This window comes from Sphingorhabdus sp., assembly GCF_050921905.1.
Classification (GTDB): Bacteria; Pseudomonadota; Alphaproteobacteria; order Sphingomonadales; family Sphingomonadaceae; genus Sphingorhabdus_B.
Window position 1 is genome coordinate 1,238,787 of sequence record NZ_CP050888.1, and the last position, 19,111, is coordinate 1,257,897.

At 55.1% G+C, this 19,111-nt stretch carries 12 protein-coding genes and 1 tRNA gene; 6 read left to right on the forward strand and 7 right to left on the reverse strand.

Translation table 11 applies throughout. From position 1 onward, the window contains the following. Nucleotides 1-78: 78 nt before the first annotated feature. The 4 genes from HEQ18_RS05885 to HEQ18_RS05900 all read right to left on the reverse strand — a co-directional run bounded on the left by HEQ18_RS05885 (nt 79) and on the right by HEQ18_RS05900 (nt 5,868). Nucleotides 79-1,314: an alpha/beta fold hydrolase gene (locus HEQ18_RS05885; protein ID WP_397605152.1), complete on the reverse strand. Its 1,236-nt coding sequence runs from the start codon at nt 1,312-1,314 to the stop codon at nt 79-81. A 78-nt stretch (nt 1,315-1,392) separates the two neighbouring features. Further along, complete coding sequence (locus tag HEQ18_RS05890) at nt 1,393-1,827, reverse strand: hotdog fold thioesterase (protein ID WP_432815885.1); 435 nt, start codon at nt 1,825-1,827, stop codon at nt 1,393-1,395. A 193-nt stretch (nt 1,828-2,020) separates the two neighbouring features. After that, entirely contained in the window at nt 2,021-3,052 is a 1,032-nt protein-coding gene (locus HEQ18_RS05895) for a phytase (protein WP_432815886.1), read from the reverse strand. Continuing rightward, nucleotides 3,052-5,868: a TonB-dependent receptor gene (locus tag HEQ18_RS05900; protein WP_432815887.1), complete on the reverse strand. Its 2,817-nt coding sequence runs from the start codon at nt 5,866-5,868 to the stop codon at nt 3,052-3,054. Before HEQ18_RS05900 ends, HEQ18_RS05895 begins: the two co-directional genes overlap by 1 nt. 207 nt (nt 5,869-6,075) lie before the next feature. Here HEQ18_RS05900 and HEQ18_RS05905 point away from each other — a divergent pair, with 207 nt between their 5' ends. Both HEQ18_RS05905 and HEQ18_RS05910 read left to right on the forward strand, forming a co-directional pair. Next, on the forward strand, nt 6,076-8,199 hold the full coding sequence (locus HEQ18_RS05905; protein WP_432815888.1) for an RNA degradosome polyphosphate kinase: 2,124 nt from the start codon (nt 6,076-6,078) through the stop codon (nt 8,197-8,199). 5 nt (nt 8,200-8,204) lie between these two features. After that, a complete protein-coding gene (locus HEQ18_RS05910) occupies nt 8,205-9,659 on the forward strand; it encodes a Ppx/GppA family phosphatase (RefSeq protein ID WP_432815889.1) in 1,455 nt (484 codons plus the stop codon). Nucleotides 9,660-10,124: 465 nt separating this feature from the next. Here the strand turns inward: HEQ18_RS05910 and ubiA are convergent, their stop codons facing one another. After that, a complete protein-coding gene (gene ubiA / locus HEQ18_RS05915) occupies nt 10,125-11,036 on the reverse strand; it encodes a 4-hydroxybenzoate octaprenyltransferase (protein WP_432815890.1) in 912 nt (303 codons plus the stop codon). A 102-nt stretch (nt 11,037-11,138) separates the two neighbouring features. On the opposite strand from ubiA, the gene HEQ18_RS05920 reads away from it, so the two are divergent. The 4 genes from HEQ18_RS05920 (at nt 11,139) to HEQ18_RS05935 (ending at nt 16,823) form a co-directional block, all read left to right on the forward strand. Then, a complete protein-coding gene (locus tag HEQ18_RS05920) occupies nt 11,139-11,882 on the forward strand; it encodes a 16S rRNA (uracil(1498)-N(3))-methyltransferase (RefSeq protein ID WP_432815891.1) in 744 nt (247 codons plus the stop codon). Between the two features lie 78 nt (nt 11,883-11,960). Then, on the forward strand, nt 11,961-13,334 hold the full coding sequence (locus tag HEQ18_RS05925) for a glutamate--cysteine ligase (RefSeq protein WP_432815892.1): 1,374 nt from the start codon (nt 11,961-11,963) through the stop codon (nt 13,332-13,334). An 849-nt stretch (nt 13,335-14,183) separates the two neighbouring features. Next, nucleotides 14,184-16,526, forward strand: coding sequence for a TonB-dependent receptor (locus HEQ18_RS05930; protein ID WP_432815893.1), 2,343 nt, complete (start codon nt 14,184-14,186; stop codon nt 16,524-16,526). A 221-nt stretch (nt 16,527-16,747) separates the two neighbouring features. Further along, nucleotides 16,748-16,823: transfer RNA gene (locus tag HEQ18_RS05935), tRNA-Trp, on the forward strand. Nucleotides 16,824-16,952: 129 nt separating this feature from the next. On the opposite strand, the gene HEQ18_RS05940 is transcribed toward HEQ18_RS05935, so the two are convergent. Then, entirely contained in the window at nt 16,953-17,600 is a 648-nt protein-coding gene (locus HEQ18_RS05940; protein WP_432815894.1) for an RloB family protein, read from the reverse strand. A gap of 3 nt (nt 17,601-17,603) precedes the next feature. Then, the gene (locus HEQ18_RS05945) at nt 17,604-18,920 is read right to left on the reverse strand and encodes an AAA family ATPase (protein WP_432815895.1); all 1,317 of its coding nucleotides are present in this window, start codon (nt 18,918-18,920) and stop codon (nt 17,604-17,606) included. Nucleotides 18,921-19,111 lie beyond the last annotated feature (191 nt).

Sequence of the window (19,111 nt, forward strand, 5' to 3'; positions counted from 1 at the left end):
TACGCGCTCCTGCCTAAACTGGTTACATTTGAAACCAGTTTAGGCAATCGTCAGACATGAGTCAATGCGCGTGACGGTTCAGGTAAAGTGCAAGCGGCGGTATTTGCCCCGGAAGTAGAGCAATGGGTCACGGCGTGGCTCAAAGCTTGCTTTTTCTACGCGGCCGACCAAGATGAAATGGTCGCCAGCCGCATGCAAGGCATGGCGTTTGCATTCGAATATGCCAAGCGAGCTTGGCAAGATCGGCGCGCCATATTCGCCCACTTCCCACCGCGTTCCGGCAAAGCGATCTTCGCTTTTCCCTGCGAACAGGTTGGAAACGGGTTGCTGCCCGATTTGCAGAACGTTGACGGCGAAATCGTCAATGCCGCGCAAAACCTCTGCGCTTCCGGAATTATTGGCGATGCACACCAGCAACAAAGGCGGGTCGAGCGACACGCTGGTAAAGCTGTTGGCGGTCAAGCCCACGGGCTTCCCATCCGAGTCATGCGCGGTGATGATCGTCACGCCTGTCGCGAAACACCCCATCGCATCGCGCAATGTCCGCGCATCCGATCCGGAACGATATTCGGGAATGAAGCGCGGTTGCTTGCGCTCCAAAAAGTCGATGAGTAGCCCGTTAAACGCCTCTGCCCGTTCCGCCACGATCAGCAGGCCGCCGCCATCCACGTCAATCGCCTCAACATTGGGAAGCCGGTCAACAAATTCGGGCCGCACGGCATCAGGGTCGACTTGGCCCAAGGCACCACGAATGATCAGCGACGGCAAACCAATGTGCGCCGCTGCCGCGCACAGTGTATCACCCACGCCATGAATGTCGAATGCCGCAAATATGGCTTTGTCATAATCTGCCGGGTTCAAACCCTGCCCAAGCGCCGCCGAGTTCCGGTCTGCCGCCGCGCGCACCGCCTTTGTGTCATGACCCACAGGCGGGTCGACGAAAATCAAGCCCGATGCCAGCGTCGCAGCGTCTTCGGCCAAGGCCATGGTTGCAATCCACGCACTGTGGGACGCCGCAACAACAACGGGGCGCGTCCGCATTTGGCCCAGCACTGCGCGCAAATCTTCGACATAAGCATTAAAGTCATACCGACCGTCGGACGGCCATTCGCTCCCGCCATGGCCGCGAAGGTCGACATTGATGACATGGCGTCCAGCCTGTTCCAAACCAATGGCCACATCTTCCCACACTTTGCGCGTTTGGCCAAAGCCATGCAGCAGGACAATGGACGGGTCGTCGGCAGAACCAATATCATCGGCCTCAAGCCTTATGCCTGCAAAGCCCTTAAATTCTCTTACATAACGAAGCGACATTCGTCCAAACCCCAAATTCTGTCTAACGGTGTCATATTCTAACCGTCCGTGCACACTTACTGTATTTTACGCAATAATTTATGCGCGCTCGGTGGAAATAACCGCCATCGTAATGCGCGAAATGCAGACCAGCTTGCCCGCTTCATCCTCTATCCGGATTGACCAGATTTGCGTCGTGCGGCCAATCGATTCCGATGTTGCCGTGGCAAAGACAAAGCCATCCTTCACCGGGCGAATATGGTTGGCGTTGATTTCCATGCCCACGGTCGCAAACTTGCTTGGGTCAACCGTCATGGCCGCCGCAGTCGAGCCCACCGTTTCGGCCAAGACGACCGATGCGCCGCCATGGAGCCGGCCATAAGGCTGCTTCGTGCGTGCATCGACGGGCATGCGCGCCTTGATCCAATTGTCCCCATAATCGATAAATTCTATGCCAACAAAACCGGGCATGCAATGCGCGCCGCTGGCAGTTAACGCCGCAAGATCAAGCTTTTCGTGAAACCATATCGTCATACAATCTCCATGCGCGAAGCAACAGAAACTGTCTAGGGCCAGGATCACTTAAATCCACCTTCGCGGCGTCAAAATGGCAAAGATATCGAAGAAAAATGGCCGCCGCAGGCAGTCGTTCTGCCTGCACTGAACAAAATGGCCTCAAACCCCGAAGGTGGGATTTAAGTGGTCCTGCCCCTAAGGCAACTTGCCTTTATAAACCGAGTGCGCGTTTGATTCCGGCCCAATCGACGAGCTTGAAATTCTGGGTCGCAGGGCGGTTATCGCCATCCTGCACGGCAAAAAGCCCTTCAGGAAAATCTGCGCCAAAATCACCAAGCATCAATTCAATACCATCGGTTTCCTGAACGCCGTCAATTACCCCGTCATTGATGCGAAAACGGCCAACATAATTGGCCTCGGGCAATTTATAGACGGCATAAGCATTGTCGCCTTGGCTCGATACGATAACATATCCGCCATCGGTGCCGGAAGGTGCTAAGGCCACGCCTTCGGCATCCATGACGATTTCCTTGCCATCAGCCTTGGCAATAGCCGTGGGGACAGTCGAGCCATCGGGTGAAGCATCGAATTTCCAAAGGCCGACATCTTCTTCGGCCACATATAATATTCCGGTGCGGTCATCGACGACGCAACCTTCGGACTGCGTGCCCAATTTCATGCTGCGCACAACTTTGCCCGTCGGAACGGCATTGTTAAGATCAATCGCGACCTGATCAATGCGGCCATCTTTCAACACGACAAAGCCGAACAATGCCTTGTCGCGCGCGCGTTGCCACAGACACATGCCATAGGCCTCTCCACGCCCGACAGGGAGCGTCGCCAGAGGCAATAACTTCCGAGCCGCAGTATCCAGCCGGAACAACGCCATCTGTGCCTGCGCAAGGTCCTGACGGTCGCTGGCGGCGACGAGGACACCGATGCCACCCCCGACATCGCGCAGATCCACATTATTGAGGCGTGGCGACGGCGTGAAACTGACCTGACGGCCCTGCAAATCATAGACATGAATGCCCGCACGCTTGTCGGTGCCGATGATCAGGCTTTGGGCCGGATACGCCGCGTTACGCCAAATCGCAGGATCATCCGCCGCATCCTCCATCGTCGCAACAGGCTGCGTCTCCAATTTGGCCGTGACCGACGCCGTGGGCAGAGGGCTCATCACCGGCTGCGTCGAAGCGCAACCGGCGAGGAACAATGGCAAAAGGAGGAGCGGCTTACCCATCAGAAGTTCACGCGGATACCGCCGGAGTAACGGCGGCCAAAACGCTCATATTCAATAGTATACCTGCTGGTGAATGGCGTCGCGTTGCCTTGTGCATTCAAAATGTTCGAAGGATCGGAGTAACGACGGCCAGGATTGTTGAGCAAGTTCGCGGCATCAAAATAGATTTCTATGCCATTTGATATTTCATACCGTACCGAAAAATCGAGCTCGTCATCCTCTGCCCAATATGTATCACCGGCGCTGTCGAGATTGTCTGCAAAGCCGTCGGCCCAGCTTGTACGGTTTTGATACTGCAGCCGCAGCGACAAGCCATATTTTTCGTAATAAGCGCCGACATTGTAAACGACCTCTGATGTGCCGGGCAACGGCACCTTACGCTCCGGTGAGACAATAGCCCCTGCGGTATCACGTATCGCGGGCTTGGTAACTTCACTGTCATTGTAGGTGGCATTGGCAGTAATGCCAAAGCCGCCCATCCAATCGGGCAAACCAAGGTCGGAGATATAGGGGTCTAACTGCATCTGTGCAGCCGTTTCAACGCCAAACACCCGGCCCGAGCCGCCGTTTGTAATGCCGCTAAAGGCATAACCCGAACGGTCAACGCCATTGGTGTCAAGCGCGTTGGAACCAAATGTGCTGCGCGACGTGTATAGCACGTCCTCCACCTTTTTGTAGAATGCACCCAGCATGAAGTACCCCTGCGGTTGGACATAATATTCATAATAAGCGTCCAAACCATAAGACCGCTCCGGCTTTACAGCCGGATTTCCGCCAGAAATCCGTTGATTGCTGTCATCGACAACAACATTCGGGCGCAGTTGGTCGTAATCGGCACGCGCGGCACCGCTGGTAAAGCCAATGCGCAATTTCTTGTCGGTATCGACGTCGAAATTGAGGTGCATGCTGGGGAATACAAGGGTTCCGGAGCTTTCTGCAGTCACAGGTGCAGTAACGCTGCCAATCGTTGCCACCGCCGTTCCACTGTTCCGCACGCGTTCGATCCGCGCACCGCCGATGGCAGAACCCCAGTCATAACGCACTGTCCCCATCAGATAGCCCGCGATCACCTCTTCCTCAACGTCGTAGATATTTCCAAGCACAGGGGTGAAGGAGAAATTCTTGCGTGCAGCGTCGCTCGCCGCGCGCATTTTATCGGCATCAAAATAACGGAACGTGTACCCCATCGGTATCTCGCCCTTGAAGGGAGTATCAAGGCTTAAACCATTATAGGTGGTTGAGATACCGATCGTCGCAAATTGCGCGGCAGTGTTGAGGGAAATACTGCTTTCATCAACCGTCTTGGTGCGCTGATCATATTGGAAACCCGCTTTTAAGACCGCATCTCCGCCCAAGAGTTCCGTTTCGCGTGAGACAACAAATTTTGCGGTATACGCTTTCGTTGTATCAACGGCGTCAAGCACGTTGAGCGACGTGAGTGGCTTGGTGAAGCTGTCGATAGCCGTAACCGACGTACCAGCCTGATAACGTGTCGGGCTGCTGAGCTGGACTGTGTTGAACAAAGCTAAACGTGCGGCATTTGGATCCCTAAAATCATAGGCTACCGTTGGGCGCAAATTGCGTGTGCTTGGGCTGTCCCACGTTGTTTCGCCAACCACGGAACGATCATCTTTCGATTCCGTGTAGTTGCCAAGCCAGTTCAATTTCCAGCCATCACCAAATTCATGCGTACCTTCGAGGGTGTTGGTAAAAATCGACTGTTCAAAAGAACGAAGCGTCGAACGCTGGCGAATATCGATGCCGTAAACGGTTCCTTGAAGCGGGGTATTCCCGATGCAGACATCGGCATAGCCTGTTGTGGCTGGCGTTGGGTTTACCGCAGTTCCGCACGCCGCCGTATTGGCAACCAGATCACTCTGACGATCATCAAGGTCAAAGCGATAATTGTCGCGCATTTCGTAATCGGTGAACGTCGTGTAAATTGAGCGTAGCGAGACCATGTTGTCGGCATTGGGTTTCCAATCCAGACGTCCTGAAACCGACCAGTTACGGCGCGTTAAACGGTACAGCTTATTCTCGGTTTCATGCGCCCAAAAGCGCGTGAGAGCACCGGGCCGTTGGTCCTGTGAGACCCGCTCATAATCAGTCTCGAAATTGTCGGTGATCATGTCGCGCTGGTAATAGCTGCCTGAAACAAGAATGCCGATTTCGCCTTCCCCAGCAGGAACGCGGGTCGAGACGACAGCCGACCCTTCATATTGTGGTTGGTTGCCGAGTTCGGCAACGCCATAGCCCGCCTTACCGGCAAAGTGCAGACCGCTATAATCAAACGCAGAGCGGGTAATGACGTTAACATTGCCCGATACCGTTTCACCCGGCATGTCCGGCGTTACGGCCTTGGACACAATGATCTGTGCAGCGATAGCCGATGGGATAGAGTCAAAACGTGCATCGCGGCCCTCTGGGCTAACAACATTTATGCCGTCGAATGAAAGGGTTGTCCAATAATTTGGTGCACCACGGATGCTGATATAGCGCGCTTGTCCCTGATCACGTTCCACAGCAACGCCGGGAAGGCGGCCAGTTGCCTGTGCAATGTTCTGATCAGGCAAACGGCCGACCGAATCCGACGCCACAACGGTTACCAACGAATCCGAATTTTTTTGAACTTGCAGGGCTGCTGCTTCGGATTCAGCGATTGGCCGCGAACCTGTCACAATGATGGCGTCGTCTTCTGCTGCATCCGCTGGCGCAGTCTGCGCCATCAGCGATGAAGGCAATATCGCCAGCAAAGCCGCGCCGCAAAGCATCGCATTGCGTGAGAGTTTGCGTGATTGAGTAGAACGCATTTGCATAAATCTAGTCCCTAAAAATGCCAATTTTAAAAAAATTGCCATTAGGTAGGGGTTGTGACTCCTCAGCTTATCAGCAATGACAATTTGATGACAATATTGTTACATTTTACATTTCTGGTGCCGTAAATATGCAATGTTTCCATGGCACCGCGCCTTAGCAGTTGAAGAAGGAAATTTTTCGTGAAGTCCGTGCCAGGTCCGAGCAGATTGAAAGCCCAAAAAACGCCTGCCGATGCGCGCTATTTTAACCGCGAACTGTCGTGGCTGAAATTTAATGAACGCGTGTTGGAAGAAGCGTCGAACCCAGCGCACCCCTTGCTGGAGCGGCTCCGTTTCCTGTCGATTTCCGGTAGCAACCTTGATGAGTTTTTCATGGTCCGCGTGGCTGGCTTGCGCGGGCAGCAGCAACGAAAGATCGAAGAGCTGTCGATCGATGGCCGCACGCCTTCCGAACAACTCGCCGACACCGTTGCCGCCGCCGACCGGTTGATGATCCAGCAGCAAAAGCTTTGGCGCAAATTGATGAAGGAACTGGCCGGCGAAGGCATTAAGATCGTTCAACCATCCGCGATGGGCAAGACGCTGCAAACGCAAGTGGGCAAATATTTCCGCGAACAAATTTTGCCGGTGCTTACACCGCAGGCGCTGGACCCTGCGCATCCGTTTCCCTTCATTCCCAACCAAGGCCTGAGCCTCATTTTCGATATGCGCCGCAAGGATGATGGAGAGGTTGTGCGGCAATTGGTGATGATCCCGCAATCGCTCGCCCGCTTTGTCCGGCTGCCCGGCCTTGGCACACGGTTCGTCACCATTGAGGCGTTGATCAAGCATTTCGTAGGCCAGATGTTCCCAGATTATCGCTTGATCGCCGCTGGCGCATTCCGCATTATCCGCGACAGCGATATCGAAGTGGAGGAAGAGGCCGAAGACCTCGTGCGGTATTTCCGCAGCGCTATCAAGCGCCGCCGTCGCGGGCGGATTATCCGGCTGAAGCTGGAAAAAGGCCTGCCAAGCGAATTGGCGACGTTGATCCGTTCCGAACTTGGCGCAGGCGCGTCGATTGTTGTCGAAACCGTCGGATTCTTAGGCATTGGCGATTTGAGCCAGTTGGTCGACGAAGACCGCCCGACGCTGAAATTCCCGCCATATTTCCCGCGTTTTCCCGAACGCATATTGGAACATGATGGCGACTGTTTTTCGGCGATCAGCCAAAAAGACATCGTCATCCACCACCCTTATGAAAGCTTCGACGTCGTGCTCGCGTTCCTGCAACAGGCCGCAGTGGACCCGGACGTCGTGGCCATAAAGCAAACATTGTATCGCGCCGGAAAACAATCCGCCGTCATCCGTGCGCTGTGTGAAGCTGCCGAGGCTGGCAAATCGGTTACCGCAATTGTCGAGCTAAAGGCCCGGTTTGACGAAGAGCAAAACCTGCATTGGGCATCGCAGTTGGAAAATTCGGGCGTTCAGGTCGTCTACGGCTTTGTCGATATGAAAACCCACGCCAAAATTTCTCTGGTCGTCCGGCGTGAGGCGGATGGTTTCCGCACGTATTGCCATTTGGGCACGGGCAATTATCACCCGATCACCGCCAAAGTATATACCGACATCAGCTTCTTTACCGCCGACCCGCGCGTCGGCCATGATGCCGGGCAGATATTCAATTATATCACCGGCTATATCCCGCCAACGGAGCTGAAGCTGTTGACCATGAGCCCGCTTGGCTTGCGGGAAAAGATCATGTCGTTGATTGACGATGAAATCGCCCATGTCGCCGCCGGCCGGCCCGGCGCAATTTGGGCAAAGCTCAACTCGCTGGTCGATAAGGCGGTCATCGACAAATTATATCAGGCGAGCGAAGCCGGGGTTGAAATCGACCTTGTGGTGCGCGGCATTTGTTGCCTGCGGCCCGGTGTAAAGGGCATGTCGTCGCGCATCCGCGTAAAGTCGGTCGTCGGCCGCTTTTTGGAACATAGCCGCATCTGGGCGATGGGCAATGGCGCGGATCTGCCCAATCCCGATGCCAAGGTCTTCATCTCCTCTGCGGACTGGATGTCGCGCAATTTCGACCGCCGCGTCGAATATATGCTGCCAATTGAAAACCCTACCGTCCATGACCAGATACTTGATCAGGTTATGGTTGCAAACCTGCTCGACAATCAGCAAAGCTGGATGCTCCGTCCGGACGGGCGTTATGAAAGGGTGAAAGCCGGAAGTATGCCATTTAATCTGCATCATTATTTCATGACCAATGCGTCGCTTTCGGGACGCGGAGGCGCGCTCGCGGATGACAAGCAGGTTCCAACTTTGAGCCTCGTCCGACAAAGATGAAGGCGGTGCGTCAGGCCGTAATAGATATTGGCTCCAACACGGTCCGGCTCATGGTATATGCCGGATCGCCGCGCGCGCCTATGCCCATTTACAATGAAAAAAGCCGCGTAAAGCTGGGCGCGTGCCTTGCAGGCGACGGCGAAATTGACAAGGCGACGATGAAAAAGGCGCTGGCCGCATTGGCCCGCTTTGAAACACTTGCGCGCACGATGAAGGTCGACAGCATGCGCGTCGTCGCCACCGCCGCAACGCGTGAAGCAAAAAACGGTCAGGAGTTGGTCGATAAGGCCGCTGCCTTGGGCATTCGCGTCGATGTGTTGGACGGCGATGCCGAGGCAACGGCGGCGGGCTATGGTGTGCTCAGCGACAATCCCTTCGCCAATGGCTATGTCGGCGATCTGGGCGGCGGCAGCCTTGAACTTATCCGCATCGCCGACGGCAAATTGGGCGCGCGGGTGTCGCTGCCGCTTGGCACATTACGGCATGACATTTTGACGGGCAAATCGGCCAAGCAAATCACGCAAATGCTGCGCGATGATATTGCCAGAACGATGGGTAAAAGCACCTTTCCGATAGAAACCGGCCTGCCCTTTTACATGATCGGCGGTTCGTGGCGGACTTTTGCGCGTTTGTATATGCATGAAACCGGCTATCCGCTGACCATATTATCCAATTATGAAATGCCGCCTGAGGCCCCCGAATTGCTCGCGCCACTTGCGCAAGATCGCGACGCGCTGACGCGGTCAAACGTCGTCGCTGCGGGCCGTATGTCGGCGCTACCGGGGGCGACCGCTTTGTTGGGTGGCATAATCGGGCTGTTAAAGCCCCGCAAGCTTGTGACGAGCATCTACGGCCTGCGGGAGGGGTTGTTGTACGAACAACTGACCGCAGAGGAGCGCAGCCAAGACCCGTTGATCGCGGCGGCCCGGTTTGAAGGCGAACGGCTGGGGCGCTTTCCCTTTCACGGCGATACGCTGGCCCAATGGATTGCGCCGGTCTTTGCGGGGCAAAGCGCGCATGACGCAAGATTGTGCCGCGCGGCGTGCTTGCTGTCCGACAGCGTGTGGAACGTGAACCCCGAATATCGCGCCGACCACGCGCTCGACCTTGCGCTCGACGGCAGTTGGCCCGGCGTCAGCGCCAGCGACCGCGCGGTGATCGCCGCGGCATTATGGACGGTGCATGCCGGAAAGCGGACCTTACCCGAAATGCTGCTCGCCTTGGCCACGGCTAGCGCGCTGGCGCAAGCCGTCATCTGGGGCCTAGCCATCCGCTTGGCCCACCGCCTCGACGGCGGCACCGGCGGCGCATTACCCAACAGCCGCATCGACGGCGACGGCGCGACGTTACGGCTGCACTTAAGCGGCTCAGCGGTGCGGTTACAGTCGAACAGCGTGCTGCGCCGTTTGCAGGCTTTGGGCGAAGCGCTTGGCTACGCGCAGGCGGAGATTTTGGGTTGAGGGGGGAAGCGTAAATGCGGCTCTTCATCGTCTTGAGCAAGCCTGACTCGAAGTGAAATTACTTAGTGGGATAACGCACCGGTCATCGAAACCAAGTGTAGGGGGAAATAAGCCCCTCCCCTTTAGGCGTGGAGGGACCAGTCCCCCTCCACGGGGTTGGGGTGGGGCATATAGGTTTACGCAACGCCGACAGGCCCCACCCCCTTCCCCTCCCCTGAAGGGGAGGGGTGATTTAGGGAATTGCGGTAAAATATGCATCATCCCCTAAATAGCTTCCACCTATCGCCGTTGTTCACAAACATGCCTCGTCATTCCCGCGTAGGCGGGAATCCAACTCCTGACCTCCACTTTCGCAGCAACGGTAGTTGGTGCCAATAGAATGGGAGTTGGGCTCCCGCCTGCGCGGGAATGACGTAGTTTTTGTAAGGAATGACGATGTTCCATGCGCTCTCCCTCAGCGGTGGTTTATGATTGTCCAGCCGCGCCAACGACCAAAAAGGCAAGCGCGGCCAGCAACCCTGCCACGCGGTTTGAGCGGAAATGGCCGAGCGCGTTGCTGCCATCGGATTTCAGCGATGCGACCTGCATACACAGATGAAAGGCGACCGGAAGCAAGGCAATAAGCGCCTGCTTTTCGGGCCGAACGCTCCAAATCGCCATGCCCCATCCCAGAATCGTCAAGACGTAGAACGCCGCCACGCCCAACCGGACGCTGCCGCCCAGCCGCAGGGCGCTCGATTTAATCCCGACCAAGGCGTCATCTTCGCGGTCCTGCATGGCATAGATGGTGTCATAGCCGACAACCCAAAATATCGTGCCCGCATACAACCAGAACATCGCCGCATTGGACTGCCCCATGATCGCCATCCAGCCGACCAATGCGCCCCAGCTAAACACCAGCCCAAGCCAGATTTGCGGCCAATATGTAATGCGTTTCATAAACGGGTAAGCGGCCACAAGCAGGAGGCTGCTGACCGCAACAATCTGCGCCTCCCACCGAAGCTGCAACAGCACCAGCAGGCCAAAAGCGCATAAACTAAGCAGGAACGCCCAAGCGCCGCGCAGGCCAATATCGCCGCTGGGCAAGGGCCGCGACGCCGTGCGCGCGACTTGCGCGTCGAGATCGCGGTCGACAATGTCATTATACACGCACCCTGCCCCGCGCATCACAATCGCGCCGAGCAGCATCCATAATGCAAGGTCCCAGCGCGCAATCAGCCCACCCGATAGCGCCAGCCCGAATATACATGGCCAGAACAACAGCCACCAGCCAATCGGACGGTCCAACCGCGCCAATAGCGCCAAAGCGCGCAGCTTCACCGGCAACAGGGCAATAACGCCGGTATATTCGCTGTCGGGGACAAGTTTAGGCGTCATAAAGACGGCCCTGCCAAAAATTATGGCGCGCGTCATCTGCGAAGTTATTGCCGCATAAGTTGATAGATGACGCCGCCCGCTTTTGCAGCTAGGCACAAGGCCATGCCCGCAACACCCGCCTGGCCGCCAAAATCAACGCCGCGCTTGTTTGTCGAACAACCGCTGGCGCTGGGCGCGTCGCTCAACATATCCGGCAATAGCGCGCATTATCTCATCGGTGTGATGCGCTTGAAAGAGGGTGCGCCGGTCAAATTGTTCGACGATATTTCGGGCGAATATCTCGGCATCGTCACGCACATCGGCAAACGCGACCTTGATCTTACGGTTGAAGCAAAACTGCGCGGCCGCGAAACAACGCCCGATCTTTGGATCGCCCAAGCTTTGATCAAAAAGGACCGGTTTGACTGGATCGCCGAAAAAGCGTGCGAATTGGGTGTGGCGCGCTTTGTGCCCGTGCTGACCGCGCGTTGCGTGGTCGATAAGGTGAAGGATGACCGCCTGCGCGCGCATATGGTTGAGGCCGCCGAACAATGCGAACGCACCGCCTTGCCGCAGATTGCGCCGCTGACGAAATTGGATGCTTTGTTGAAGGATTGGCCAGCCGACCGGATACTATATTTCTGCGACGAACGCGGTGGCGCACCGTTTCTGGACGCCATAAGCGCTGGCCCAGCGGCCCTGTTGATCGGGCCAGAGGGCGGCTTCACCGATAGCGAAAATGCCTGTATTCGTGCGCATCCGTATGCGCGGCCCGTGTCGCTTGGCCCGCGCATATTACGCGCGGACACGGCTGCGGTTGCCGCAATATCCGTTTGGATGGCAAAAAACGGCGACTGGTCGGCTTAGGGTCAGGACCTCAACAGTGCATAACGCGATAACATTAATCTACTGGCAATATCGTCGCGACATTTCTAAACCGCCGCCATGAGCACAAAAACCGTTTCCAACAGCGTCGGTCCCGTCATCGAAACGCGCGATCAATTGGTTGCCGCAATATCCAAGGGTGAAAAGCCCAAGGACCGCTGGCGCATTGGCACCGAGCATGAAAAATTCGTGTATAATCGTAACGATCACCATGCCCCGTCTTATGACGAACCGGGCGGCATTCGCGATTTGTTAATGGCGATGGCCGAATTTGGTTGGGAACCTGTGTACGAAAACGGCAAGGTTATCGCCATGAGCGGTAGCGACGGTGCCATCAGTCTTGAACCTGCGGGCCAACTTGAACTATCGGGCGCGCCGCTGGAAAACCTGCATCAAACCTGCGCTGAAACCGGGCGGCATTTGAAACAGGTAAAGGCCATTGGCGACAAGACGAACACCAGCTTTTTAGGATTGGGGCTTTGGCCTGATAAGACGCGCGCTGAACTGCCGATCATGCCCAAGGGGCGGTATGACATCATGCTACGCCATATGCCGCGCGTCGGCAGCATGGGCCTCGACATGATGCTGCGCACCTGCACGATTCAGGTCAATCTTGATTATGCGAGCGAAGCCGACATGGCGCATAAATTCCGCACATCGCTTGCGCTGCAACCGCTTGCCACCGCGTTGTTCGCCAATTCGCCATTCCTAGAGGGCAAGCCAAACGGGTATCTGTCCTATCGCAGCCATATCTGGTCCGACACCGATCCGCAGCGCACGGGCATGTTGCCTTTCGTGTTCGATGCCAATTTCGGCTATGAACAATATGTTGATTATATGCTCAAAGTGCCGATGTATTTCGTTTATCGCGACGGCAAATATATCGATGCGGCGGGGTTAGATTTCCGCGATTTCCTAAAGGGTGAGCTGTCGGTGCTACCGGGTGAAAAACCCACGGTCAGCGACTGGGAAGACCATATGTCCACCGCCTTTCCTGAAGTGCGGTTGAAAAGCTTTCTGGAAATGCGCGGTGCCGATGGCGGCCCGTGGAACCGCATCTGCGCGCTCCCCGCTTTCTGGGTCGGCTTGCTCTATGACCAAGCTGCGTTGGATGCCGCATGGGACGAGGTCAAGCATTGGACGATGGAAGAACGCGAGACGCTGCGCAGCGCGGTGCCCGCCCAAGGCCTGAACGCCGCAATACCCGGCGGCGGCAAGTTGTTGGACTTGGCGGGGCGCATTCTCGACATATCGTCATCCGGCTTGGCCGCGCGCAATTGCCTGAACAGCAGCGGTGACAATGAAACCGGCTATCTCGACCCGCTGCGCGAAATCGTCGCCAGCGGCAAAACCGTCGCAGAAATATTGTTGGAGAAATATCACGGCGAATGGAACGGCGATGTCTCGCGCGTCTATGACGAGATGAGCTTTTAGGGTCAGGACACCGGATAGAGTTTTTATCACGCAAAGCCGCAAAGGCGCAAAGAAGGTGTTGGCCCGACCCGTCATAGGACAAAGCTATTTCGGGGATGACGCAATTGTCACGGTGATTCCCACCGTAATTCGAAATATTTCCTCCCCCACCGGGGGAGGGGGACCGTCGCAGACGGTGGAGGGGCACGTTCAGGGTATCACCACGCCAGATGGTCAGGATAGCCAGAGCGCGCGCCGCCAATATGCTTCGCATAATAATTTAGTGCACTGTCACAGTAATCGCGTATCACCGTAATCGCGGTGGGAATTACGGTACAGGTGCGTCATCCCCGGAACAACCCGTCATGCTGAACTTGTTTCAGCATCTTATTATTTCTTCGCGGCGGTGCTTAAGTAAGATCCTGAAACAAGTTCAGGATGACCGGTTGGGCTAGCACTTCTTTGCGCCTTTGCGCCTTTGCGTGATAAAAAAATGTACGGGCCGAAGGGCGATAGCCGAGCGTGATGCCTGACCATTACAAACTCCCGCAAGGGGAGAGGGGAATTCCGGTAACTTGGCGTCATCCCCCAAAACACCTCTGGCCGTCTCCGCGCCTCTGCGTGCCCCAAAATCACCGGACATGTTCCCTGGGTTTGACTGCGAGCTTTCCAAGGGCAATTCGATGGTTTTGTGCAGTTGGTTGACCTGACCCCAAACCCTTAGTGCCAAACTGCCACAGTCCGCGCAAAATTTCACTTTTATTGCAAAGCCTTGTTGATTCTGTGACAGGGCACCGTAAATCCATAATTGAGTATCCGGAGCGCGACCATGATTCCGCCTCCTAATTTCGTGACCACAGGGAGAAGTTTATGCGTTCCATCCGCTCAATCATGGCATCCAGCGCCGCTATCGCGGTTGCCACTACCGGCCTTTTCATTGCACCTGCCGCTTTTGCGCAGGACGAAACCCCGCAAAATAGCGCGGCTTTGGACGAAATCGTCGTCACCGCACAACGGCGTGAAGAAAATCTGCAGGATGTGCCATTGTCCGTCACCGCCGTCAGCGGCGATCAGTTGAATGCGCTGACCGCAGGTGGCGTCGATATTCGCGGCATGTCGGGGCGCGTGCCAAGCCTGTTGGTCGAATCCTCCTTTGGTCGCACCTTTCCGCGTTTCTATATTCGCGGCCTTGGCAACACCGACTTTGACTTTAACGCATCACAACCGGTCAGCTTGATTTATGATGATGTCGTTTTGGAAAACCCAATCCTTAAGGGCTTCCCGATTTTCGATATGGAGCGCGTTGAAGTGTTGCGCGGGCCGCAAGGCACCTTGTTTGGTCGCAACACCACCGCTGGTATCGTCAAGTTCGACAGCGTCAAACCAAGCGATGTCGCTGGTGGCTATGGCAAAATCTCTTATGGCCGTTTTAACGCCGTCAATGTCGAAGGCGGCTTTGGCGGTCCCTTGGGCGAAAAGGTCAGCGTCCGGGTGTCGGGCATGTACCAAACCCAAGACGATTATATCGACAATGCCCTTCCCGCCAAGACCACGAAGGACGCGTTTGAAGGGTATAAGGAATATGCCGCGCGCGTGCAGTTCCTGATCAAGCCAAGCGATGATTTCGACATTTTGCTCACCGGCCAGTTCCGTTCGTTGGACGGCACCGCACGCGTGTTCCGCGCCAATGTGTTCACGCGCGGGCAAGAGGGCCTGAACGCAAACTTCAACCGCTATCGCGTGTCAACCGACGGCAAGAACGAACAGCGCGTCGATACACAGAATATGACCGCGCGCATGACCTATGATGTTGGCCCTGTCTCTTTGATTTCGGTCACCAGCTATTGGAAGGGTGATGCAACCTCGGTCGGCGATGTCGATGGCGGCTTTGGCGCCAACTTCTTGCCGCGCAATCTCTATGGCCCCGGCGAAATTCCCTTCACCGCCGAAACCCGCGACAGCGTGCCCAATCTGACGCAGTTCACGCAGGAATTCCGCATCGCCAGCAACAATGACGGCCCGTTAAGCTATCAGGCTGGCGTCTTCTATTTTGACGAAGAGCTTGAGATTGTTTCGGAAAATTACTCAACCTTGGGTGATGCGAGCAACGCCGTCGATGGCGTCAACATCCTTGTCTCGCAGGTTCAGGACAGCAAGGCTTATGGCCTGTTCGGTTCGATGACCTATCAGTTGACTGATCAGTTCAGTGTCACCGGCGGCTTGCGGTATAATGATGACAAGCGGGACTTTGTCGCGGTGCGCAGCAAGGATAGCCAGTTCCCCGGCTTCCTGCGAAACCCGCTTGGCACGGTGCGCCGTGATGTCAGCGACAATAACCTGACCTGGGATATCAGCGGCACCTATGCAGCCACCGATGACGTGAACCTTTATGCCCGCGTTGCCCGTGGCTATCGCGCGCCGTCGATTCAGGGCCGCATCCTGTTCCCACCCGCAACCGCAACGCCGTTGGAAAGCGGCGTGACCGTGGGCAAATCGGAAACGATCACATCCTATGAAAGCGGCATCAAATCGACCTTGCTCGACGGCCGTGCGCGTTTGAACATCAACGGTTTTTATTATGAGCTGAAAGATGCGCAATTGACCGCAGTGGGCGGCGGCGTAAACGCCAACCGCCTGATCAACGCCGATATGGTCCGTGGCTATGGTTTTGAAGCCGACATTGAATTCAAGCCCCTGCCGCAACTGTTGTTGACCGCTGGCCTAAGCTATAACAACACCAGCATTCAAGATACCGGCCTGACCACCGCAGCATGCGGCGCAACGCGCGTGGATACGTTCCCGAACGTGTCCTTGTGCACCCCGCTTGACCCCATCGTCGTTGCCGCAGCACCCTTCTCCGCCGCCATCGTCAACATCGACGGCAACAGCCTGCCGCAGAGCCCCAAATGGATCGCCAACTGGACCGCACGTTATGGCGTGCCTGTAGGTGACGGCGAAGTCTATGCCTTCACCGATTGGGCATATCGGTCGAAAATCAACTTCTTCTTGTATGAATCGGTTGAATTCCAGGACAAACGCATGCTCGAAGGCGGCGTGCGCATTGGCTATAAAACCGACGCATTCGATATTTCGGCCTTCGTCCGTAACATCACCAAGGATACGTCCGCCGTCGGCGGCATCGACTTCAACAACCTGACCGGCTTCGTCAACGAACCGCGCGTCTGGGGCGTTGAGGCCGGGTTCAAATTCTAAAGGCTAAACGCTAAAGGCCAGCAGTCCAAAAATCCGTGTCATCCCCGCGAAAGCGGGGATCCATGGTCCGAACGCGCGGTGTAAACCAGCCCGTCAGGCCATGGCCCCCCGAACAAGTCGGGGGTGACAATCTTTGGAACGGCGTGATATTGTCGAAAGCAGACTTGCCCCCTTCGCATATCGGCGTTAAGGGCACCCTTCTCCGCTGAAAAGCGGAGTGCAGGAGTTTAGCTCAGTTGGTAGAGCATCGGTCTCCAAAACCGAGGGTCGTGGGTTCGAGTCCCCCAACTCCTGCCATTTTTTGTATGGCGTGGCTGGTGTTATCGATTTCACTCAGTTTTTTCGGTCCTATGTCTTTGGCAATTGTACGCGAAATTAAATGAGCTACCCATGCTGAAAGTTGCTTTCTTGGGATTTATGCAAAATTCAGGAACGCTTGGGCCTTGAAGCTTCCGCCGCCGCACGAATGGCCCGGGTGAGATTATACACTGTGGTTGATGGCCTACCGAATGGCATTCCTTCATCCTCACGGCTCTTGCACTGACGCTCGCCTCGGTTCTCTGCTTCCTCAACTCGGTTCATTAGAAACCCACAATCGGGTGTTTTACTTCCATCTGGATCATAAGCGCGATCAAGCTTCTGATAACGCTTTTGTACTTGGTGATGGTCATCAGAAGCGTGATAGTCTTCGTGATGAAGAACCAACCAGACTTCGAAACAAGGGTTTGAATAAGCCACCTGGGCTCCAGAAACTTGACGCCCCGCAATGGCTTCGGTCACTTTGTGATGCTCGTCTCGATCAAAGACGGCCCAAACCGTGTCGGCCTTTACTGATGGATTGCTGCGTTGTTCGCGCCGAAGCTCCGCCATGCGGGCCTTTACCTTATCCATGATGGTGATCGGCACTCCAGCGGGAGCAACATATTCAATTGAAATCTGCGCGCTGCGATACTGGGCTTTCAAGGCTTTGAAGTAAGCAATTTCTGTCTTTTCGCCTTCACAAATCAGAATGAAGCGCTGCTGCTCAGCTATGGATGGCTTGCGCCGCTTCAGTTCTGGAAGCTTGCGGGCCATAGCTTAGAGGCTCTTAATCAGATCAGCGGCTGAACCAGCGTAGGGTACAGCCCCATAGCGACCATGCAGATAGCCACGTTCAAAGTTTTCAGTATCGCGTGTTTTAACATCGGCTAGCGAGTAAAGTTCGCTTGCACCGCCGGGTGTTTTTTCGACTAACCAAAGTTCATCACGCCTCAAGTTGGAGGCATTAAGCAAGTTGGTATCGTGGGTCGTCGCGATGATCTGGGCACCGTTGGGATTGCTTGCGGGGTTTGTAAACAGCGCAATAATCGCGTCACATATTTGTGTATGCAGGCTGGCATCAATTTCATCGATTACGCAGACGTTTCCTTGGTCAAGGGCTCTCATAACCTCTTGAAGCAAAGGAATTAGTCGACGTGTGCCAGCACTTTCGCGAGACGCTTCAAAAAATTTATGCCCCCCATCTTCCGACTTATGTCCAAACTCAATTTTAACATCTTTACCAAGTTCTTCGAGGAACGATTTGCGTTCATCTTCCGTCGGCTTTACGTCCGATTCACTCCATATAGCTTCCATCATGCCACGCATTGTTCGGATTTCTTCATCTGATCGAGCGTTTACAACCCGTTGGTGTGTTGTAATTCCAGTACCAATTTCTGTCAGAAAAGGAATGATCCGCCCATCAAGTTCGCTATTGTGCATAAGTCTGCCAAGCGCAGCAGGGGCTGTGGTTAAACTGTTTCGACCGCGAATTTTTTGGAATGCTGAAACAACCGATTTGGCCATCTGATGATTATTTTGAAATGCTGCCGATAGAAAAAGGCTATTGGGACGCATTAATTGAGCAATTGCCTGTTTCTGCCCGGTGTATGACGCTCCAAACTTAACTTGGTCGGGGGATGGTCCACTTCGCTCGAAAATCATACGTTGGTGGCCAACCGGCGCTGAGTAAAGCCACTCCTCGACAAACTCCGAGGAAGTGCAAGCGAAACCGTAATTATAACGAACCCCGTCAATGTCGAAGTCCATTTCGAAACGACTTGGCTTGGTAAGGCTGGCCGCATTTAGCAAAAACGGCTGCTGAGAAATTCCAGTGTCCGGTGCCCACTGCCGTTGGGAGGACAACACTGCACGACGCATGAACATGAGTGCATCCAACAAATTACTTTTTCCCGATGCATTCGGACCATAGATAATCGCCGCAGGCAACACCTTTTCCTTTGGCAAAGACGGCGTTGACAGGAGACCGTCTTCAGGACCCTTCAACGAAGATTTAATGAAGGAAAGTTCTTGTGTGTCCTTGATGGAGAGATGGTTGCTTACGGAAAAACGAAGCAGCATGATACGTCCTGACATAGGTTGATATCTAAATTAAACACAGAATATGTGAAATATATACAAATAGTGGCCTTAATGTGATATCTTAAACGACATTTGTCAAATTTCTTATAACGCGGCTTACTGGTTGTCGATTGGATCTCCGCCCGCAAGCAGACTATCAAACTCCTTTAACGCTGGACCAAAGGCGCGCTCAGGCAATTTTTTTA